The sequence below is a fragment of the Nocardioides sp. NPDC059952 genome (assembly GCF_042730435.1).
In the GTDB taxonomy this organism is placed as follows: Bacteria; Actinomycetota; Actinomycetes; order Propionibacteriales; family Nocardioidaceae; genus Nocardioides.
In genome coordinates this window covers 19,521-38,372 of sequence record NZ_JBHWLY010000033.1, presented here as the reverse complement: position 1 = coordinate 38,372, position 18,852 = coordinate 19,521, and the positions used below count along the sequence as shown (strand labels likewise).

The following is an 18,852-nucleotide window of genomic DNA, read 5'->3' as shown; positions in this document are numbered from 1 at the left end:
ATAGCCTCCCCCACACCCCTTCCACGTGCCGTGGAAGCAGGATGCGAGGAGCAGGAAATGCAGGGCAATCCCCCGATCCGACGGTGGGCCCGTCGTTCGCTGGCGCTGGCCGCGACGACGGCCCTCGTCACGACGATGGCCCCCGATGCGAGGGCTGACGAACCGGCCGAGCACCCCGAGGCCACCCAGAGCACAGCCATCACCCATGGCGCGCTCAGCCGCGGCGACGGCGGCCTGAAGGTCACCAAGGCGGCCGACATCGCGGCGGCCAAGGCGAAGGGCGACAAGCGCGGGACGTACATCGTCCAGATGGCGCTCGACCCGGTCGCCACCTACGACGGTGACGTCAAGGGCCTCTCGGCGACGAAGCCGGGCAAGGGCGCCAAGGTGGACCCCGACGCCAGCGAGACGGTCGACTACGCCGACCACCTGCGCGGGCGGCAGCGCTCGGCACTGACCAAGGTCAAGGGCGGTGAGCCGACCCAGGAGTACGTCTACTCCTTCAACGGCTTCACCGCCGACCTCACCGGCGACCAGGCCGCGAAGCTCGCCGCGCAGCCCGACGTCGTGGCCGTCCACGAGGACACCAAGGTCGAGGCCGACACCTCCTCGACGGCCAGCTTCCTCGGCCTCGACTCCCGCAAGGGTCTCTGGGAGCAGCTCGGCGGACCCGACGGCGGCAAGCACTCCGACGGCGCGGGCGAGGACATCGTCATCGGCGTGATCGACAGCGGGATCTGGCCCGAGTCGAAGAGCTTCTCGGACCGCGACAAGCGGGGCAAGAAGGTCTACCACGGCAGGCCGAAGGGCTTCCGCGGCACCTGCGAGACGCCCGAGACCGTCGGCGACGACTCCTGGACGGCCAGGAGCTGCAACAGCAAGCTGATCACGGCTCGCTACTTCAACGACGGCTGGGGAGGCGACGCCGGCGTCGCCGAGCAGCTGCCCTGGGAGTTCAGCTCACCGCGCGACTACAACGGGCACGGCACCCACACCGCGTCGACCTCCGGCGGCAACCACGGCGTCAAGGTGACCGGAGCCGCTTCGGCGTTCGGTGAGATCACCGGCATCGCGCCCCGGGCACGCATCGCGGCGTACAAGGCCCTGTGGTCGACCGAGGACGGCTCGACCGCCAACGGCTACACCTCCGACATGGTCGCCGCCATCGACCAAGCCGTGGCCGACGGCGTGGACGTCATCAACTACTCGGTCTCCGGGTCCAGCACCGACTTCCTGGAGCCGACCGAGGTCGCGTTCCTCAACGCCGCCGCGGCCGGGATCTTCGTGTCGGCCTCGGCCGGCAACTCCGGCCCGACGGACTCGACCGTCGCCCACCCGGGACCGTGGCTGACCACCGTCGCCGCCGGGACCCACGACCGCAGCACCACCGGAGCGGTCACGCTGGGCAGCGGCACCCGCTACACCGGCGCCTCGGTCGCCCCCAACGGGGTCGGACCGGCTCCGCTCATCACCGGCTCCGCAGCCCGGCTCTCGGGGGTGTCGATCACCGCCGGCGCGCGCTGCTACCCGGCCAGCGACAACAACGGCAAGCCGGCGCTCGACCCGGCCAAGGTGGCCGGCAAGATCGTCCTGTGCCAGCGCGGCGGTGACATCGCGCGGGTCAACTCCAGCCGCGCGGTCGCCGAGGCCGGCGGGGTCGGGATGATCTTCGTCAACGCCTACGAGAACTCGCTCAACTCCGACTTCCACTCGGTCCCCACGGTGCACCTGGCCGACACCGAGTGGAGTGCGATCAACGCGTACGCCGCCACCTCAGGCGCCACCGCGACGATCGAGGCCGCCACCATCCAGCGCGGCGCGGATGCGCCCTACACCGCCGAGTTCTCCTCCCGCGGGCCGCTCGTGGCCGGCAACGGAGACCTCCTCAAGCCGGACGTGATCGCGCCCGGGCAGGACATCCTCGCCGCGGTCGCTCCCCCGGGACAGGGCGGCATGGACTTCAACCTGATGAGCGGCACCTCCATGTCCGCGCCCCACGTGGCCGGCATCGCCGCGCTGCTGCGCGACCTGCACCCCGACTGGTCGCCGATGGCGATCAAGTCCGCGCTGATGACCACCGGGTCCGACGTACGCGACGGGGCGGCCACCGACCCGAAGGTGATCTTCAAGCAGGGCGCGGGACACGTCCAGCCCAACACCGCGGCCGACCCCGGCCTCGTCTACGACAGCGGTACGAACGACTGGCTGGCGTTCCTGTGCGGATCCACCAGCGGCGTACTCGACAGCACGTGTGACTCCCTCGAGGACTCCGGCCGCTCGCTCGACCCGAGCGACCTGAACACGCCGTCGATCGGGATCGGGCTGCTCGACGAGGCGCAGACCGTCACCCGCACCGTGACCAACGTGGGCCACAAGAAGGCCACCTACAAGGCGTCGGTGACCGGCCTGGAGGGTGTCGCCGTCACGATCGAGCCGAGCACCCTCACGATCAAGCCCGGCGAGAGCAAGACCTTCACCGCGACCTTCGCCCTCGAGGACGCCGAGCTGTTCCGCTACCTCGGCGGGCAGCTGTCCTGGACGGACGGCTCGCACACGGTCCGCTCCCCCATCGTGCTGCGGGCCAAGCGGCCGGGCGCGGAGGACTGGGCGACGCGGTACGACGGTCAGCGCACCGCTTTCGGCGCCTCGACCGACGTCGGCACCGAGGTGCTCCTGAACCCGGATGGCACGCGGCTCTACATGAGCGGGTTCACCCGACCTGCAGGAGCGGGCGGACTCGCGCCCGACTTCCTCACCGCGGCCTACGACCCCAAGACCGGCGAGCCCCTCTGGGAGATCCAGTGGGACGGCTCGAACGGCGGGTCGGACGAGCCGGCCGGCTTCGGGATGAGCCCCGACGGCGAGACGGTCTACGTCTCCGGCACCAGCGGCGGCGACCTCGTCGCGATCGCGTACGACGGGGCCAGCGGCGCCGAGAAGTGGAACACCAGTCTCGACGGCCCCGGCCAGGCCTCGGACACGGTCAACGACCTGGTGGTCAGCCCCGACGGCAAGCGGATCTACGTCACCGGCTACCAGAACGTCGGCGATACCCATCTCGACTACGCCACCGTGGCCTTCGACGCCGCGACCGGCGAGCAGCTGTGGGTCTCGCGCTACGACGACCCGGTGAACGGCACCGACGACGCCCGGGCGATCGCGGTCAGCGAGGACGGTGGCACCGTCGTCGTCACCGGTCAGAGCCGGGGCGCGGGCACCGGTCTCACCGACTGGGGCACCGTGGCCTATGACGCCGAGACCGGCGAGCAGCTGTGGGACGTGCTCCGCAACGGAAGCGCGAACGGCATCGACATCTCCGACCAGGTCCAGATCGCAGGGTCCACGGTGGTCGTCACCGGCGGCGTGGGCAACACCGACCGCCAGACCGACTGGGCCACCGTCGGCTACGACCTCGCCACCGGCGAGGAGAAGTGGTCCTCCGAACACGGAGGTGACGGCACCGATGTGCCGCAGGCCACCGAGCTCACCCCTGACGGCAGCAAGATCCTGGTGACCGGCAACGTCGAGGGTGCCACGAACATGGACTACGCCACCGTCGCGTACGACGTCACGACCGGTGAGCAGGTCTGGGCGGCGACGCACGACGGCAACGCCCACGGCTCCGACATCCCCTGGGACGTGACGATCTCCGAGGACGGCACCCGTGCGGTCGTCACCGGCGAGGCCGCGGACACCGAGACCGACCTCGACTACCTGACCATCGCCTACGACATGACCGACGGCGAGAAGGTGTGGTCGGCGAGCTACGACGCCACCGCGGGATCGGACGGCGGCAACGGCGTCGTGCTCGACCGCGGGCCCGACGGCAAGCGACGCGTGTACGTCACCGGCGCCAGCACCATCGGGTTCGACCCCGTCGGTATCGACAGCAACATCGACGCGGCCACGGTCGCCTACTTCGACCCGTTCGAGTAGGTCCTGGCCACGATGACGGCCGGCCGTCGGGTGATCTCGATCATCCGGCGGCCGGCCGGTTTTCGTCGCTACCCGGCCACGCGCGCCCACGAGCTCGGCGCCTGGCCGTACCGACGGCGGAAGGCACGGCCGAACGTACCGACCTCGCTGAAGCCGCTCGCCCGGCAGGCGTCGGAGACGGTGGCACCGCGGGAGAGCAGTGCGCCGGCGAACTCGAGGCGGGCCCGTCGGATCTCGGCCGCGGGCGAACGACCGTCCTCGGCCAGCAGAGCCTGGACCGAACGTATGGACAGATGCAGCTCCGCGGCGAGAGCGGCGGCGGTGAACTCCGGGTCCCGGAACCGTTCGCGCACGCGCTGGTCCACCGCCGTGCGGAGGGCGTCGCGCGTGGTGATGTCGACCTCGTCGACCTCATCGAGTGCGAAGCCGGGGGCATCGGGGGCGAGGGCGAAGGAGAGCAGTCTGGCCCCGGCCGTGCCGACGGCGCGGGTGGACCAGGCGACCGGCAGCGGTCGGCCCTGCCGGGTGAAGAACCACTCCGGCGCCGAGTTGGCGGGCGATCCCGGGCGGCCGAGGATCGGGCAGGCCTCGGAGGGATACGCGGTCCCGTCGGGGTGGTGATCGTGGAGCGTCTCGTGGCTGGGCGCGCCGATGATCTCGTCGGCCGAGCTGTAGCCGAGCAGGGACAGCGCGGCCTGGTTGGCCAGCTGGACGGTGCCATCGGCACCGATCACCCACAGCGCGGTGGGGGTCACGTTGACCACCGCGGCCAGCAGATCGTCGTCGAGCGGTTCCATCCGACCCAGGTTGGCTTCGCCGGGTTTCGGGCTCGTTCGCCTGCCTGTATCGCTTCGGTTAACCCGATCCCGTGACGCGCAGATCGCCGCAGATCGTGCGCGGATGGCCTACTCGGGTGGCCGCCTCGGGTGATGGCATGAGCGTGGGTCAACGGCGATCCGAGGTTCCAGTCCTACGTGCCCACCTCGTCCCCAGGAGGCGACCCATGTCCTACGTGAGCCCGAAGGAGCTCGCCGGCCGCATCATCAGCTCCGGCGAGTCCAAGGTCTTCATGTCGACCAGAGACACGTTGATACGTGCCTACATGGCGGGAGCCATCTTGGCGCTGGCGGCCGCGTTCGCGGTCACCATCGGCGCCAAGACCGGCGAGCCGCTCATCGGTGCGGTGCTCTTCCCGGTCGGCTTCTGCATGCTCTACCTGCTCGGCTTCGACCTGCTGACCGGTGTCTTCACCCTGGTTCCGCTGGCCTGGCTGGACCGGCGCCCCGGTGTCACCTTCGGCGCGATGATGCGCAACTGGGGCCTGGTCTTCGTCGGAAACTTCGCCGGCGCGCTGACCACGGCGGTGATGATGGCGATCTACTTCACCTACGGGTTCTCCGTGGAACCCGATGCGGTCGGCCAGGCGATCGGCGCCATCGGCGAGGGCCGGACGCTGGGCTACGCCGATCACGGTGCCGCAGGGATGCTGACCCTCTTCGTACGCGGCGTGATGTGCAACTGGATGGTCTCCACCGGCGTGGTCGGGGCGATGATGTCCGACAGCCTGCCGGGCAAGGTGATCGCGATGTGGATGCCGATCATGGTCTTCTTCTACCTGGGCTTCGAGCACTCGGTCGTCAACATGTTCCTCTTCCCCTCGGGGCTGATGCTCGGCGGCGACTTCACCGTCGGCGACTACCTGCTCTGGAACGAGATTCCGACCGTCCTCGGCAACCTGGTCGGAGGCCTGACCTTCGTCGGGCTGGTCATCTACGCCACCCACCACCGAACCGGCACGGAGCGTGCGCGTCCCGAGCCGGTGTCTCCCAGCAAGTCGACCGTCGCGAGCGAGGCCTGAGCAGATGACCCAGCCCATCTTGAGCAAGACCGAGGCCGCCGCGGCGGTCACCTCCGCCCGACTGCGTGCCGGGATCACCTGGGCCCAGATCGCCGAGCGGGTCGGCCGGGCACCGGTGTGGACCACCGCCGCCCTGCTCGGCCAGCACCCGATGAGCGCGGCCGAGGCGGAGGCCGCCGGCGAGCTGCTCGGCCTGGAGCCCGAGGTCGTCGAGGCGCTGCAGGTCCAGCCCTACCGGGGCGCGGCGCCCGGGGTGGCCTCCGATCCCACGATCTACCGCTTCCACGAGGCCCTGGCCGTCTACGGCCCTGCCCTCAAGGAGCTGATCCACGAGGAGTTCGGCGACGGCATCATGAGCGCGATCAACTTCAAGGTCGACATCGCTCGCCGCTCCGACCCCGGCGGGGACCGGGTCGTGGTCACCTTCGACGGGAAGTTCCTCGACTACAACTGGTGAAGATCCTCCCGGCCGAGCGGCCGCTGTCCCGGGCGAACGAATTTTCGTTCGCCCGGGACGCGGTGCGTGGGCGCGCTGCCGCGCTCGCCGGACGACCGTCGGCGGCCAATCCGTCAGGGACTTGGTCCCAATCCAGGCCGAAATCGCTAGGGTCGTAGGTCCCGTCCACCCCAATATTGGGTAGGCACAGATAGTTCCTTCAACCCGCTGAGACAGCGCCGGGAGACCCTCCTTTCACAGGCCTCGCCGAGGCGGCCCACACGCCGCACGTGCTCAACGGTTTCAAGAGGTCTCCACGATCCACCCGAGATCGACCCAGGCCGACCGCGACAGGCATCCCTGTCCGCCCGCCCGGTCTCGGGTACCTCAGCCCTGCCTGCTCACCACAGGCACGGACCACAACACGCCCTGAAGGAACCAGCCCATGAACATGCACAGCTCCACCAAGATCGGCCTCGCGGCCGTAGCCGTTGCCGGAGTCGCCACGGTCGTGGCAGCCCCGGGGGCTCAGGCCGCACAGGACTGCGAGACGAGCACCGTGACCTCTCAGGTCAAGGTCGCCGACGAGAAGGAGACCACCGAGGTCACGCCTGCGGTCACGCACGTGGAGCACACCGAAGCGGTGTCCCACGAGGAGTCCCGCTTCTCGACGGTGGTCAAGGGTGCGAGCCACGAGGCTGTCACCGAGGATCAGTTCCGCAACTCGGTCTACACCCGGACCTACACGCCCGGCACCGACGCGGTGACCGACACCATCGAGCACCCGGCTGAGACCCGCACGGTCGAGCACCCGGCCGAGACCCGCACCGTCGACCACCCGGCCGAGACCCACACGGTCGACCACCCGGCCGAGACCCACACGGTCGACCACCCGGCCGAGACCCACACGGTCGAGCACCCGGCCGAGACCCACGTCGTCCACCACGAGGCCGTCACCCACCAGGAGACTCGCATCAAGGACAGCGGCTACGCCTACAGGCAGAAGCAGACCGGCAAGGTCCGCTACCTGAACACGCCGGACTGGAACGGCGAGGACGAGCACGGCGACAAGGGCTGGGTCCGCTTCGCCGAGGGCGACCTGACCGAGACCGTCACCGTCGTGGACAAGGAGGCGTGGGACGAGACGGTCGTGGACAAGGAAGCCTGGACCGAGACCGTCGTGGACAGGGAAGCCTGGACCGAGACGGTCGTGGACAAGGAGGCCTGGACCGAGACCATCGTGGACAGGGAAGCCTGGAGCGAGACGGTCGTGGACAAGGAGGCCTGGGCCGAGACCATCGTCGACAAAGAGGCCTGGACCGAGACCATCGTGGTCGCGGAGGCGACTCCTGCCGTCTTCGGCGCGTGGCAGTGGGACCACTTCACCACCTGGACCAGCACGTCGGGCACCCCGGCCGATGAGGACGGTCAGGACGGCGATGACAACCCGCTGAACCTGTCCCAGATCGGCGAGCAGTACGAGCAGACCCTGATCACGAAGGAGGCCTACGCCGACCCCGACGTCACGCTCTACTTCGTCAAGGACGGTGAGCCGACCACGTACCTGGCCGACGCATCCTGGACCGCTGACGAACCTGAGGGTTGGGACCTGGTCGACACCCGCACGGTGGAGGACAGCCCGGCGTCGGACGTCACCGTGGTGGACTCGCCCGCCTCTTCGGTCACGGTCGTCATCCCGGCTGTCTACGAGACCAAGACCGACACCTCGGAGAAGTGCGCGGCAGTCGTCAAGGACGCCAGCGCCAAGGCCGCCTCCGAGGTCCCGACCCGGATCGATGCCGGCCGGGCTGGGAACCTGCCGAACACAGGCGGTCCGAGCGGAGCGCTCCTCGCCGTCGGCGGGCTGCTCGTCAGCATCGGGGGCACCGGTGCCTTCCTCGCCCGTCGCCGGAAGGACGCCTGACCCACACGTCCAGGCGGGCGTGACTCCTGCTGGCCGCGTACGCCGTGGAGGTCAGTGCACGCCCGCCATCAGCCGGCGGATGGGCCGGTTGCCGATGAGCAGCACGACGCCGACGACGACGGAGGCGAGCCCGACCCACCAGAAGAAGCCGCTGTCGTCGCTCACGTCGTAGAACTCAGCCAGCCGGCCGGACATCGCGGTGCCGAGGGCGACGGAGAGGAAGAACAGCGCCATCATCTGGGTGCGGAACCGCTCGGGGGCGAGCTTGGTGGCCAGCGAGAGACCGACCGGGGAGAGCAGCAGCTCGGCGAGCGTGAAGAGCAGCAGGATGAACGCGAGGCCGATCAGCGGCACCGTGTGCTCACCGCTCGGCATCAGCAGGAAGACCCAGAAAGCGATGCCCATCAGGATCGTGCCGATCGCGAACTTCACCGGCGTCGACGGCTGACGGGAGCCGAGCTTGGTCCACAGGGCCGCGAAGACCCCGGAGAGCAGGATGATGAAGACCGGGTTGATCGAGTTGACCCACGAGACCGGCATCTCCCAGCCGAAGATGTCGCGGTCCAGGCGCTGGTCTGAGTAGACCACCATGACGGTGAACTGCTGCTGGTAGAGGGACCAGAAGACCGCGGAGGCGATGAAGAGGGGCACCATCGCCCACACCCGGCTCCGCTCGATGGCGGTGACATGGCGGCTGGAGAGGATGACCGCGAAGAGCGCGACCGCGGCGACCGCGGCGATGCCGATCACGATGTTGGCCAGTCGAGGCGCGGTGATGACACCGGTCAGGCAGAGCACGACGATCAGCGCCACGGTGGCGACGGCGATGGCGATCCAGCGGCCGCGCTCGTTGGCGGGCAGCGGGTTGGGGACGACGCGGCTCGCCTCCGGGAGCGCGCCGCGGCCACGTGCGTACTGCACCAGACCGAAGATCATCCCGATCGCGGCCAGCGCGAAGCCGACGTGGAAGCCCCACTGCTTCTGCAGCAGCCCGGTCAGCAGCGGACCGACCAGGGCGCCCAGGTTGATGCCCAGGTAGAAGAGGGAGAAGCCGGCGTCGCGACGCTCGTCGTCGGGGGCGTACAGGGTGCCGACCAGGGAGGACGCGTTCGCCTTCACACCGCCCGAGCCGAGTGCGATCAGCACCAGCCCGACCCCGACTCCGGCGATGCCGGGGATCAGAGCGAGCCCGAGGTGGCCGAAGACGACCAGCCAGGCAGAGGCGAAGAGCGTACGCTCCGCGCCGAGCAGACGGTCGGCGATCCAGGCCGCGATGATCGTCGAGAGGTAGACCGCGCCGCCGTAGGCACCGACGATGCCGAGCGCGACCGGCTCGCTGATCCCGAGACCACCCTCCGCCACGGAGTAGTAGAGGTAGATCGCCAGGATGCCCTGCATGCCGTAGAAGCTGAACCGCTCCCACAGCTCGACGCCGAACAGGTTGGCCAGCACGCGAGGCTGGCCGAGGAAAGACCGATCGCCGGGATGGCCGGCGGTGGTCTCACTTCTCAGTTCACTCATTACTTCAGGCTCACCCCAGGGCAGCTCCCTACCCAAATCGAGAGGGTGTGTTTGTATGGATTTGTTTGCGCTCTGTGACGTTTACCACTCTCCGTTCGCGGCATCCTTGTTTCTCCCCCTGGGGGAGACAGCAGGATGGACCGCATGAGCGAGCCGCTGCTGTCGATCGGGACCTTCTCGCGCGCCGCCAGCATCTCGATCAAGGCGCTCCGCGCCTACCACGCCCAAGGCCTGCTCACGCCTGCGGCGGTCGATCCGGAGACCGGCTTCCGTCGGTACGCCGCGGGGCAGCTGGCCGACGCCACCATCATCCGCCGGCTCCGTGACCTGGAGGTCCCGCTCGCCGACGTCGCGACCATCCTGGCCGCGCGCGACCCCGAGGTCACCGCCGCGACCCTCGCCGGCCACGCCGACCGGATGCGCGAGCGCGCCCGGCAGGTCGAGAAGATCGTCGACGACCTGCACGCCGCACCCGCTGCCTCCTGGACCCCGCCGCGACTCGTCGACCTCCCGGCCACCAACGCGGTCGCCCTGACCGGCATCGTCCGAGACGGTGCCTACGACGCCTTTCTCGGGCCGGCGTTCGAGCGGCTCGAGCAGGCCTGCCGGGACGGCCTGGTCGAGGTCACCGGGCCCGCCTCCGCGCTGTATGACGCCGAGTTCGTCGACGATGCGGAGCAGCAGGTCACGGCGTACTTTCCGGTTCGGTCGGACGTCGCTCCCGTGGACACCGTCCTGCTGCGCCTGCCGCCCGTCACGGCCGCGGTCGCCACCCACGCCGGCAGCTACGAGACGCTGCCCGACACCTACGGGCTCCTCGGCACCTGGGTCGCGCACCACGGCACCCCGACCGGGCAACCGATCCGCGAGGCGTACGTCATCAACGACTCCGACGGCGTCGCGCCGTCGGCATACCAGACGGACATCGTCTGGCCGCTCACCCCTCGAGAGGAACCCGCATGACCCTGACCCTCGGCGCCATCACCTTCGACTGCTCGGACGCGCTTCGCACCGCGACCTTCTGGGGCGCGGCGCTCGATCGTTCGCTCGACGAGGGCAGCACGGACGAGTTCAGCTCGATCGGCCTGAAGCAGCCGACACCTGGCGTGCCGGCCTGGCTCTTCGCGCGCGTGCCCGAGCCGCGTCAGGTGAAGAACCGCGCCCACCCCGATCTCATCGCACCCGACCGCGCTACGGAGGTCGCGCGCCTGGTCGGCCTCGGCGCGACGGTCGTCGCCGAGCACGACGAGTTCGGTATCCAGTGGACCGTGCTGCGTGACATCGAGGACAACGAGTTCTGCGTCGCCGGCGCTCACTGAACCGCTACCAGGCGAGCGCGCCGTCCTTGTCCTGGAGCGTCCCGGTGGGGACGTCGAGGTCCAGGGTGGCGAGGCGTACGACGATCCTCGCGCTCTCCGCGGGCGGCCGGGCGATGTCCTCGATGCCGAAGCCGGCGGTCATGTCGGTGTCGGTGGGACCGGGCTCGACGGCGTTGAACCTGATCGTGTCGTACGCCTTGGCGTACTGGACGGTCAGCATGGTCGCGGCGGCCTTGGACGCGGCGTAGAGCGGCAGGAACATCCCCTGCTCGACCCGGCCGGGGGTGGTGTTGGCCCAGAACGAGCCGAGGCTGCTGGACACGTTGACCACGCGCGCGTTCTCCGAGCGGCGCAGCAGCGGCAGCGCGGCCTCGGTGACGCGGATGATCCCGACCGCGTTGATGTCGAAGACCCGCAGCGCGGTCGGGCCGTCGAGCGGGTCGGCGACGAGGACGCCGGCGTTGTTCACGAGTACGTCCAGGCGGCCCTCGGCCGCCTCGATGGTCGACAGCGCGGCGGTGACGGAGGCGTCGTCGGTGACGTCGAGCTGTACGAAGCGCGCACCGAGCTCGGCGGCCGCCTTCTCCCCTCGCTCGGCGTCTCGCGCGCCGAGGTAGACGTCGTAGCCCGCCTCGGTGAGCTGGCGGGCGGTCTCGAAGCCGATGCCCTTGTTGGCGCCGGTGATCAGTACGACGGTCATGTGCGTTGTCTTCCCTTTCGTCGGACGGCCCGGTCGGGCCGTCTTCGACGCTAGGTGGGCTGGGCGCGACCACCCAGAGCCCTGATCAGACCGGGGCCTGACAGGACCCCCGCTGTCTGCTCAGCGCCGACCTAGGCTGGAGGCATGAGCGAGGCGACGAACCCGTTGGGCGCATTCCTCCAGGCCAGGCGGGCGCTGGTGACACCGGGGGCGGCCGGCATCCCGGCCGTCGGCGTACGTCGCGTCCCCGGCTTGCGCCGCGAGGAGGTCGCCATGCTGGCCGGGATCAGCGCCGACTACTACCTGCGCCTGGAGCGCGGCCGCGACCGCAACCCGTCGGCGCAGGTGCTCGAGTCGATCGCCCGCGTCCTCCAGCTCGACGACGACCACACCGCCCACATGATGTCGCTGGTCACCGAGGCGCCCCGCCCGGCGGCCGCGCCGACGCAAGGAGACCGTCCCGCCCGGGGCGCTCAAGCTGCTCGACTCGATGGTGCAGCCCGCGTTCATCGAGGGGCGCTACTTCGACATCCTCGCCGCCAACCCTCTTGCGCGTGCTCTCTCGCCGCGGCTCGCGGCCGGCGGAAACCAGCTGCGCGACCAGTTCCTCGACCCGGGCCAGCAGGCGTTCCACCCGGAGTGGGAGTCGATGACGGAGTGCTTCGTCGGCAACCTGCGCCAGGCCGTCGGCACCGACATCGACGACCCTCGGTTCATCGAGCTGATCGGCGAGCTCTCGCTGGCCAGCCCGCGTTTTCGACAGCTGTGGGCACGCCATGACGTACGCGCCCAGACCGGCGCCCCGATCAAGATGAACCACCCGCAGGTCGGCGAACTCACCCTCAACCGGGAGCGGCTGACGATCAACGGCACCGACGACCTGATGCTCGTCGTCTACCACCCCGACGCCGGCTCGGCCGATGCGGAGAAGCTGGCGTTGCTGGCCTCCGCGGGACTGCCGACGAGGGCGACCGGGTCGGAGGTCCGGCCGGTCTGACGGCCTGTTGCTAGGGCCGGGGCAGCAAGTCGGCGTCGCGGTGCTCGACCAGCTCGGTTCGCTCACGGGCGATGCGGTCCATGCCCCAGTTGCCGAGCGGCCCGAGCGCGGTGTTGAGGGTGCGGCCGTGCTCGGTCAGCGAGTACTCCACCCGCGGCGGCACCTCGGCATACACCTCCCTGTGCACCAGCCCGTCGTGCTCCATCTCGCGCAGGTGCTGGGTCAGCATCTTCTCGCTGACGCCGGGCAATCCACGGCGGAGCTCGGCGAAGCGGCGTACGCCGTAGCTGTCGAGCTCCCACAGGATCAGCCCCTTCCACTTGCCGCTGACCACGTCGAGCGCGGCGTCGATGCCGCAGATGTAGGGGCCGTTGCGAGGCTTCGTCACGGGTTCTCCTCACTCACCATTTGGTAAGTACCCCAGTAAATAGTGGGTACTCCCGCAATCGTAGGCGAGTCGTGAGGATGGTGCCCATGAACCGAACTCGCACCCCCGTCACCCTCATCGGCCTCGGCCCCATGGGTCGGGCGATGGTCCACAGCCTGCTCGCCGCCGGCCATCCGGTGACCGTATGGAACCGCACGGCATCGCGCGCCTCGGAGGTGGTGGCCGCCGGCGCCCAGCTGGCCGACTCCCCCGCGAAGGCCGTCGCCGCGAGCGACCTGGTCATCCTCAGCCTGACCGACTACCAGGCGATGTACGACGTGCTCGGCTCCGCGACCTCCGAGCTCGCGGGTCGCACGATCGTCAACCTCAGCTCCGAGTCTCCGGACGGGACGCGCCGGGGCGCGGAGTGGGCGGCCTCGCACGGCGCCCACTTCCTCACGGGCGGCGTGATGGTCCCGGCTCCGATGGTCGGCACCCCCGATGCGTACGTCTATGTCAGCGGTCCCGCTTCCGTGTTGTCCCAGCACGAGGACGCGCTCGCCCGCATCGGGTCGGTCCGCTACCTCGGCGAGGACCCCGGGCTCGCCCAGCTGATGTACCAGGCCAACCTGGACATCTTCCTGACCTCCCTCTCCTCCCTCCTCCACGCCGTCGCGCTCCTCGAGACCGGCGGCATCAAACCCTCCGCGGCCATCCCGGAGCTCATGCAGACCCTCGCCGGCATCCCCCCGATGCTCGACGCCGGCGAGGACCTCGGCCCCCAGCTCGAAGCCGGCCAGCACCCCGGTCACCTCAGCACCATCACCATGATGGGCGCCACCGCCGACCACCTCGTCGAGGCCAGCGAAGCCGCCGGTATCGACACCGACCTCCCCCGCGCCGTCCAGGCCCACTACACCTGGGCCCGCTCCCGCGGGTACGGCGCCGAGAACTGGTCCCGCATCATCGACTCGATCCGGCCGTACGCCTGAGGGCAGCTTTGCCGGGGCGGCCGCCGCAAGCAGACCGCCCCGGCAGCACGGGCCGAGACGTCAGGCACGTCGGCCGAGACGTCACTCGCGCCACCCGAGGTGTCTGTACGAAACTGAGGCGCGTGGCTGGAACGACATGCGTCAAGATCTTCCGGTGCCCACCATCGCAAGCCTCCTGCCGAGGATCGCTCCTATCGTTCTTCGACGCCGGCCGCGGGATCTCTGCTGCACAGACCTCGCCGAGCACCTCGCCTTCGAATGCCACCTGCACCGGGACCCATTAGATTGCGCCGACGCGGTCATCTTTCGCGACGGCTGCGGCCGGATAGGCCTTCCCATCCACGATGGCGGCTCGAGCTACATCGCGATTCGCTACTGCCCCTGGTGTGGAGCTCGGCTCCGGAAACAGCCTGTCGAGCTGCCACCGGTCTCGGACCGACAGCACGTCCGAGTGATCACCTGTCTGGTGCGCGACCCTACGCAGGTACGCCAACTTCTGGCGCGAATCTCCGACTGGGTCGACAACGATCCCACCGAGAGCGACCGGCACATGGTCTTGGCAGGCACGGAAAGACTCAGCAGCGAATCTGACGCGGAGTTCAGCTACCGAATGGACGGATGGACCGCGGTCATGGCGTACGCCACCAAAGCACCAGACGCCAAGCACATTCGACTTCAATTCGTCGGCGAGATCGATGACATCCTCGCCGCCCGGATCGAGACATTGATCGAGGTCCTCGGATGAGTCGCCCACTCGAGCGCCTCCTGCGCACAATTCGGACCGAAACGTCCTTCCGCTGGACTTCGACCCTGCAGATCGGCCTCAGCCCCGAAGTCGTCCCGGCCTACGTCGACGACTGGATCGTCGGAATCGACGACATCACCGCTCAACTGTCTGCTGTCCGCTCGGGCGAGCAGCCGTGCCCCACCGAGGAGCCCAACCCGTTGCCGACCGATGTAGCCGCACGTATCGGAGCTTCGGGTTGAACCAGTCAGATCCGGCCCATGAGGACCTGTACTTCGGCATCGCCAACTACCAGCCGTCGTGGCTTTGCGGCCTCAGAGCCATCAAGCTAGCTAACGGGAGCCGCCTCGGAAGCCTTCGCGGTCGATGTCTCACTCGAGCTTGGCTCTTGTGGGATCGGAAGGATGAGGAGTGGTTCGCCGACGCTCCCGTCGTGCTCGACTTTGCCGGCGAGCAACTGGAGATCCAGCATCAAAAGTTCGATGACCTGTCGCTCACCTGGAACACCATCGATCCGTTCCGGCCAGTCTCAGACTCGTACTTCGACCTCGCTTGGCGCGACGATGCCGTTGCCGAGCTCGCGCGGCTGCAGTCACGGACGGTTACTGCAGTGGACCTTTTGGAGTACCGAGGAGGCGACATGGCGAACGGGATGGTCGCCGTGGGCATCGGCTTCGGCGACGACTACGTGGTCATCCAGAACAACCTGGATGAGAACGGGCTCGCCTTCGGCTCGCCACAGCGTGAATATCACGCTCATCCGATCCATTGAGGCGAGCGGCAGCGCCTGAGTGACCCTCAGGCGCCGGTGATCCATTCAGGCAGATCTCGAACCTTCGGAACCCGGGCATGGCGCTCCTCGCCCCACGCGAATGTCGTCTCACACACCCAGTCCTCGAAGTCCGAGCCCAGCTGCCAGAGCGCATTCACCAGCGCGGCCGGATCGTGAAGGTCCTCCGAGCGCCCCAACCGCCAGCCAGAACCCTCGTTCGTGGGCAGATATGTGACGTGCACCCAGACGTACTCATGTCCATCGGCCGGGTAGGTCCAGCGCGTTTCCCCAGGCTCTCTCAGTGAGCCGTGGAACTCCGTACCGACCACGACCGCGACGGCGACCTCGGGGATCTCCTGTTCCACCAGCGCGCTCTGGATCAGCGGCCGAATGACCTGGTCCCGAAGCTTGCTCACGAACGAGATCCGACTCATCTCGCACCCCTTCAGTCAGGTGAACCAGGAACAGTCATCGTCACGTACGCCTCCGAGCACGGGCTACCCGAATTCGAGCATCGCGCTCGATTCACCCGACCTGACCCGAAAGTCGCGAAATACCCGATGGCGCTGCAACATCGGCAGAGCCAGAATGACGGCGTGTTCGCGCTAGGTCCCAGCCCCCATTCTCGCTTCTACGACGCGGCAGCGCGCTGGGATGAGGGAGAGGAGCACAAGGTCATCATCGACGCAGCCACACAAGCGCTTGTCGACGATCTCGATTCTCCCGCTCTTCGCACACTTGCTGGGCTTACGGCGGACCTACGCCGTGACGAGATCGAAGCAGTCTTGGTCGACGCGCTCGATGAGCTCGGTCTCCCGTTCCCAGGACAGGCAGACAGCCCGGCGCGAGATCACTCCTCGGAGGTGTACGACCGACTGCCGACCGACGTCATCAGGTTCGCCATTTCCCACGCTCCGAAGGACCTGACGGACGGGTTCGAGCTCCAGGTCTTCGTCAACGAGGTCGAGATGACCTCCCGAGGTGCAGGAATGGGGATGGACCCATTCGACCTGATCGTTCCGGTCAACAATCTCCGTGCGGAAACCACGCCTCGGCAGGTTCCGATCGCCCGATGCGAGTGTGGGACATACGGCTGCGGCTCGACCGATGTCCTCATCCGTCGTGACGGCGACGTCGTTCACTGGGACTGGCTGCTCGAGAAACCAGCCTCGGGCGGTGCGAGTTTCCTCGCTGAGCAGTACGACGCCGAGGTCGAGCGGCTCATCGCCGATCGCTCCTGGGAGCGCCCTACAGACACCACCACAAGGTTGATCCTCCAGGAAGTCGACCATGCCTGGCTGGCCGAACATCACCTGGGATTCTCCTGGGCCGCCCGCCACTTCCGGGAACCTGACCAATTCCTCGTATCCCTCATGGCCGATGACACTGCGTTCCAAGTGTTCCTCACGTTCCCGTTCGTCAACAGGAGCCCCGAAGACGTCGCCGTAACTGTTCTGGAGACCCTCTCCTCGCCACCGTCGAAGTGGCGAGCCTCGTACAAGCCCACCATGCGCGACCAACGAGGAAGACCGTCGATGAGCAGCAGACGGTGGCGCGTTGGCGGCCCATAGTCTGACCACCTCGTCGAGCCCAGCGAGGCCGCCGACATCGACACCGACCTCCCCGCACCGTCCAGGCCCACTAGGCCCGGGCCGGCTCCCGTAGGTACGGCGCCGAGAACTGGTCGCGCATCATCGACGCCATCCGGCCGTACGCCTGAGGTGAGCTGAAACGGGACAGATGGTTTCGCAGACGCGAAACCATCTGTCCTCTACCGCGCGGCAGTCAGGAATGAGCCGTGAGCCACGCGATCACGTCGGCGGTGATCGCATCGCGGTTGGTCTCGTTGAAGATCTCGTGGCGCGCCCCGGGGTAGAGCGTCACCGTCACATCCTTCAACCCGGCCTCGCGATAACGCTGTCCCAGCAGCTCGACCAGGGCACCGCCTCCGGCAAGGGGGTCGGCGTCGCCGGAGACGACGAGAATCGGCAGATCGGAGCGGATCCCACCGATGGCTGCCGGGTCGGCCAGACGCTCTGCGCCGGCGAAGAGCTGAGGCACGGCAGTGTCGGGCAGATCGAACCCGGACAGCGGGTCTGCGACGTACGCATCGACCTCGGCCTCATCGCGCGAGAGCCACTCGTACCCGGTCCGATGCTCGAACCCGGCGTTGAACGCCTCCAGCCCGACCGGACCCTCGGCGCTCGAGAGCGCACCAGCGAGTACGTCGAGGGCGGTCGAGCCCGACAGCACCACGCCGTCGTACAGGTCGGAGCGGTCCAAGATCACCGTCTGCGCCGCAAAGGACCCCATCGAGTGCGCAATCAGGAACACCGGGATCCCGGAGAACTCCTCGCGCAGCGAGGCACCCACGGCCGCGACGTCGGCCACCAGTGCCTCGAAGTCGAAGTGACCGAGCTGGTCGGCCGACGTGACGGACCCGCCGTGACCGCGGTGGTCGGCCGCCCGCACGACGTACCCAGCCGCGACGAGAGCCTGAGCGAGCCGGTCGTAACGCTGCCCGTGCTCGGCGATGCCGTGGGCGATCTGGACAACGCCCCGCGGCGCGGACAGCTCCTCTCCCCATGTCCGGATGGCGAGCGCAGTGCCGTCGGTGGGCGAGACGAATGTGGCTGTGGTGGACATGGGGCCTCCTGGCGACGGGGTGCCCATGCTGCCATTCCTACGGCGATCCCGGCAGGTGATCGGGGCTCCTACGCAGGCTGGTCCTCGAGGTCCCTCCGGTGGTCTCGTCGCCGGGGGGCCGCCTCCTTTGCCGTTCAGCCGACCGCGGCGCGCAGTCCGTCGAACGCGTCGGCCATACGGTTCATCTCACGTTTGGCGATGCCGTTGCCAGCTGCAACCTGACGCCAGTTCGCGGTCACAGCGAACACTTCGCCAAACACTTCGGTTGAGCGTTCGTCCTTCCCTGCCCTGCTTCACTTGGCAGGCTTGTGTATAAGTCGACGCTCCGACTCATCGGCGGACCCGCTTGGGCAAGGTTCTGTTCAGCCAGCGACTGTCCCAGTGCCGTCTCGTAGGGGTTCATTCCGTCAGTGACAAAGTCGAGCACCCCAAGGACACGGCAGACTTCTAGGACCACGTCGAGGCCGACGCTGGCGTCTCCCTGCTCGAGCTTTCGGAGCATGTTTCGGGTGATGCCGGCACGGTCGGCCACCTGTTCCGCCGTCAGGCCTTGCAGACGGCGGAACGTAGAGACGTAGTCTCCTAGCGTGCGGGCTGTACGCCGCGACTTCGCAGACAATGGGCGCTTCGGCATGGACC

At 68.5% G+C, this 18,852-nt stretch carries 20 protein-coding genes and 1 pseudogene; 13 read left to right on the top strand and 8 right to left on the bottom strand.

Going from position 1 to position 18,852, the window contains the following annotated elements:
* Positions 1-57: 57 nt before the first annotated feature.
* Positions 58-3,936: a S8 family serine peptidase gene (locus ACFV9G_RS16425; protein ID WP_378728555.1), complete on the top strand. Its 3,879-nt coding sequence runs from the start codon at positions 58-60 to the stop codon at positions 3,934-3,936.
* Positions 3,937-4,004: 68 nt separating this feature from the next.
* Here the strand turns inward: ACFV9G_RS16425 and ACFV9G_RS16420 are convergent, their stop codons facing one another.
* On the bottom strand, positions 4,005-4,733 hold the full coding sequence (locus ACFV9G_RS16420; protein WP_378728553.1) for a helix-turn-helix domain-containing protein: 729 nt from the start codon (positions 4,731-4,733) through the stop codon (positions 4,005-4,007).
* A 206-nt stretch (positions 4,734-4,939) separates the two neighbouring features.
* Between ACFV9G_RS16420 and ACFV9G_RS16415 the strand changes: the two genes are divergently transcribed.
* From ACFV9G_RS16415 to ACFV9G_RS16405, 3 genes are all read left to right on the top strand, one after another.
* Complete coding sequence (locus ACFV9G_RS16415) at positions 4,940-5,794, top strand: formate/nitrite transporter family protein (RefSeq protein ID WP_378728551.1); 855 nt, start codon at positions 4,940-4,942, stop codon at positions 5,792-5,794.
* Between the two features lie 4 nt (positions 5,795-5,798).
* On the top strand, positions 5,799-6,251 hold the full coding sequence (gene cynS, locus ACFV9G_RS16410; RefSeq protein WP_378728550.1) for a cyanase: 453 nt from the start codon (positions 5,799-5,801) through the stop codon (positions 6,249-6,251).
* Between the two features lie 424 nt (positions 6,252-6,675).
* Positions 6,676-8,154 carry an LPXTG cell wall anchor domain-containing protein gene (locus ACFV9G_RS16405; protein ID WP_378728549.1) on the top strand — a complete coding sequence of 493 codons (1,479 nt, stop codon included), beginning with the start codon at positions 6,676-6,678 and terminating at the stop codon, positions 8,152-8,154.
* 51 nt (positions 8,155-8,205) lie between these two features.
* On the opposite strand, the gene ACFV9G_RS16400 is transcribed toward ACFV9G_RS16405, so the two are convergent.
* The gene (locus tag ACFV9G_RS16400; protein ID WP_378728548.1) at positions 8,206-9,675 is read right to left on the bottom strand and encodes a peptide MFS transporter; all 1,470 of its coding nucleotides are present in this window, start codon (positions 9,673-9,675) and stop codon (positions 8,206-8,208) included.
* A gap of 144 nt (positions 9,676-9,819) precedes the next feature.
* Here ACFV9G_RS16400 and ACFV9G_RS16395 point away from each other — a divergent pair, with 144 nt between their 5' ends.
* Together ACFV9G_RS16395 and ACFV9G_RS16390 are read left to right on the top strand one after the other, a co-directional pair.
* A complete protein-coding gene (locus ACFV9G_RS16395) occupies positions 9,820-10,638 on the top strand; it encodes a MerR family transcriptional regulator (protein ID WP_378728547.1) in 819 nt (272 codons plus the stop codon).
* Positions 10,635-10,994, top strand: a complete 360-nt coding sequence (locus ACFV9G_RS16390; protein ID WP_378728546.1) for a VOC family protein — start codon at positions 10,635-10,637, stop codon at positions 10,992-10,994. Before ACFV9G_RS16395 ends, ACFV9G_RS16390 begins: the two co-directional genes overlap by 4 nt.
* 4 nt (positions 10,995-10,998) lie before the next feature.
* Here ACFV9G_RS16390 and ACFV9G_RS16385 read toward each other — a convergent pair whose 3' ends face one another.
* The gene (locus ACFV9G_RS16385; protein ID WP_378728545.1) at positions 10,999-11,694 is read right to left on the bottom strand and encodes an SDR family NAD(P)-dependent oxidoreductase; all 696 of its coding nucleotides are present in this window, start codon (positions 11,692-11,694) and stop codon (positions 10,999-11,001) included.
* Positions 11,695-11,825: 131 nt separating this feature from the next.
* A complete protein-coding gene (locus tag ACFV9G_RS16380; RefSeq protein WP_378728544.1) occupies positions 11,826-11,969 on the bottom strand; it encodes a hypothetical protein in 144 nt (47 codons plus the stop codon).
* Between ACFV9G_RS16380 and ACFV9G_RS16375 the strand changes: the two are divergent.
* Both ACFV9G_RS16375 and ACFV9G_RS16370 read left to right on the top strand, forming a co-directional pair.
* A pseudogene (locus ACFV9G_RS16375) lies at positions 11,914-12,033 on the top strand (helix-turn-helix domain-containing protein); the annotation flags it as partial. The gene ACFV9G_RS16380 and the pseudogene ACFV9G_RS16375 overlap by 56 nt on opposite strands.
* 151 nt (positions 12,034-12,184) lie before the next feature.
* Positions 12,185-12,691: a hypothetical protein gene (locus ACFV9G_RS16370; protein WP_378728543.1), complete on the top strand. Its 507-nt coding sequence runs from the start codon at positions 12,185-12,187 to the stop codon at positions 12,689-12,691.
* Positions 12,692-12,701: 10 nt separating this feature from the next.
* Here the strand turns inward: ACFV9G_RS16370 and ACFV9G_RS16365 are convergent, their stop codons facing one another.
* Positions 12,702-13,079, bottom strand: a complete 378-nt coding sequence (locus ACFV9G_RS16365; protein ID WP_378728542.1) for a winged helix-turn-helix transcriptional regulator — start codon at positions 13,077-13,079, stop codon at positions 12,702-12,704.
* A gap of 86 nt (positions 13,080-13,165) precedes the next feature.
* Between ACFV9G_RS16365 and ACFV9G_RS16360 the strand changes: the two genes are divergently transcribed.
* The 4 genes from ACFV9G_RS16360 to ACFV9G_RS16345 all read left to right on the top strand — a co-directional run bounded on the left by ACFV9G_RS16360 (position 13,166) and on the right by ACFV9G_RS16345 (position 15,567).
* The gene (locus ACFV9G_RS16360; protein ID WP_378728540.1) at positions 13,166-14,050 is read left to right on the top strand and encodes an NAD(P)-dependent oxidoreductase; all 885 of its coding nucleotides are present in this window, start codon (positions 13,166-13,168) and stop codon (positions 14,048-14,050) included.
* A gap of 154 nt (positions 14,051-14,204) precedes the next feature.
* Entirely contained in the window at positions 14,205-14,795 is a 591-nt protein-coding gene (locus ACFV9G_RS16355) for a DUF6980 family protein (RefSeq protein ID WP_378728539.1), read from the top strand.
* The gene (locus ACFV9G_RS16350; protein WP_378728538.1) at positions 14,792-15,037 is read left to right on the top strand and encodes a hypothetical protein; all 246 of its coding nucleotides are present in this window, start codon (positions 14,792-14,794) and stop codon (positions 15,035-15,037) included. The genes ACFV9G_RS16355 and ACFV9G_RS16350 overlap by 4 nt, the downstream gene beginning before the upstream one ends.
* A gap of 191 nt (positions 15,038-15,228) precedes the next feature.
* On the top strand, positions 15,229-15,567 hold the full coding sequence (locus ACFV9G_RS16345) for a hypothetical protein (RefSeq protein ID WP_378728536.1): 339 nt from the start codon (positions 15,229-15,231) through the stop codon (positions 15,565-15,567).
* A 26-nt stretch (positions 15,568-15,593) separates the two neighbouring features.
* Here ACFV9G_RS16345 and ACFV9G_RS16340 read toward each other — a convergent pair whose 3' ends face one another.
* On the bottom strand, positions 15,594-15,983 hold the full coding sequence (locus ACFV9G_RS16340) for a hypothetical protein (protein WP_378728535.1): 390 nt from the start codon (positions 15,981-15,983) through the stop codon (positions 15,594-15,596).
* A 180-nt stretch (positions 15,984-16,163) separates the two neighbouring features.
* On the opposite strand from ACFV9G_RS16340, the gene ACFV9G_RS16335 reads away from it, so the two are divergent.
* Positions 16,164-17,138 carry a hypothetical protein gene (locus ACFV9G_RS16335; protein ID WP_378728533.1) on the top strand — a complete coding sequence of 325 codons (975 nt, stop codon included), beginning with the start codon at positions 16,164-16,166 and terminating at the stop codon, positions 17,136-17,138.
* A gap of 214 nt (positions 17,139-17,352) precedes the next feature.
* Here the strand turns inward: ACFV9G_RS16335 and ACFV9G_RS16330 are convergent, their stop codons facing one another.
* Together ACFV9G_RS16330 and ACFV9G_RS16325 are read right to left on the bottom strand one after the other, a co-directional pair.
* The gene (locus tag ACFV9G_RS16330; protein ID WP_378728532.1) at positions 17,353-18,213 is read right to left on the bottom strand and encodes an alpha/beta fold hydrolase; all 861 of its coding nucleotides are present in this window, start codon (positions 18,211-18,213) and stop codon (positions 17,353-17,355) included.
* Positions 18,214-18,448: 235 nt separating this feature from the next.
* Positions 18,449-18,847, bottom strand: a complete 399-nt coding sequence (locus tag ACFV9G_RS16325; protein WP_378728531.1) for a helix-turn-helix domain-containing protein — start codon at positions 18,845-18,847, stop codon at positions 18,449-18,451.
* Positions 18,848-18,852 lie beyond the last annotated feature (5 nt).

Bases quoted from the DNA above. Each gene is read 5' to 3' on its own strand.
- ACFV9G_RS16425 (WP_378728555.1), top strand. From the start codon at position 58: ATGCAGGGCAATCCCCCGATCCGACGGTGGGCCCGTCGTTCGCTGGCG.
- ACFV9G_RS16420 (WP_378728553.1), bottom strand. From the start codon at position 4,733: ATGGAACCGCTCGACGACGATCTGCTGGCCGCGGTGGTCAACGTGACC.
- ACFV9G_RS16415 (WP_378728551.1), top strand. From the start codon at position 4,940: ATGTCCTACGTGAGCCCGAAGGAGCTCGCCGGCCGCATCATCAGCTCC.
- cynS (WP_378728550.1), top strand. From the start codon at position 5,799: ATGACCCAGCCCATCTTGAGCAAGACCGAGGCCGCCGCGGCGGTCACC.
- ACFV9G_RS16405 (WP_378728549.1), top strand. From the start codon at position 6,676: ATGAACATGCACAGCTCCACCAAGATCGGCCTCGCGGCCGTAGCCGTT.
- ACFV9G_RS16400 (WP_378728548.1), bottom strand. From the start codon at position 9,675: ATGAGTGAACTGAGAAGTGAGACCACCGCCGGCCATCCCGGCGATCGG.
- ACFV9G_RS16395 (WP_378728547.1), top strand. From the start codon at position 9,820: ATGAGCGAGCCGCTGCTGTCGATCGGGACCTTCTCGCGCGCCGCCAGC.
- ACFV9G_RS16390 (WP_378728546.1), top strand. From the start codon at position 10,635: ATGACCCTGACCCTCGGCGCCATCACCTTCGACTGCTCGGACGCGCTT.
- ACFV9G_RS16385 (WP_378728545.1), bottom strand. From the start codon at position 11,694: ATGACCGTCGTACTGATCACCGGCGCCAACAAGGGCATCGGCTTCGAG.
- ACFV9G_RS16380 (WP_378728544.1), bottom strand. From the start codon at position 11,969: ATGGCGACCTCCTCGCGGCGCAAGCCGGGGACGCGACGTACGCCGACG.
- ACFV9G_RS16370 (WP_378728543.1), top strand. From the start codon at position 12,185: ATGGTGCAGCCCGCGTTCATCGAGGGGCGCTACTTCGACATCCTCGCC.
- ACFV9G_RS16360 (WP_378728540.1), top strand. From the start codon at position 13,166: ATGAACCGAACTCGCACCCCCGTCACCCTCATCGGCCTCGGCCCCATG.
- ACFV9G_RS16350 (WP_378728538.1), top strand. From the start codon at position 14,792: ATGAGTCGCCCACTCGAGCGCCTCCTGCGCACAATTCGGACCGAAACG.
- ACFV9G_RS16330 (WP_378728532.1), bottom strand. From the start codon at position 18,213: ATGTCCACCACAGCCACATTCGTCTCGCCCACCGACGGCACTGCGCTC.
- ACFV9G_RS16325 (WP_378728531.1), bottom strand. From the start codon at position 18,847: ATGCCGAAGCGCCCATTGTCTGCGAAGTCGCGGCGTACAGCCCGCACG.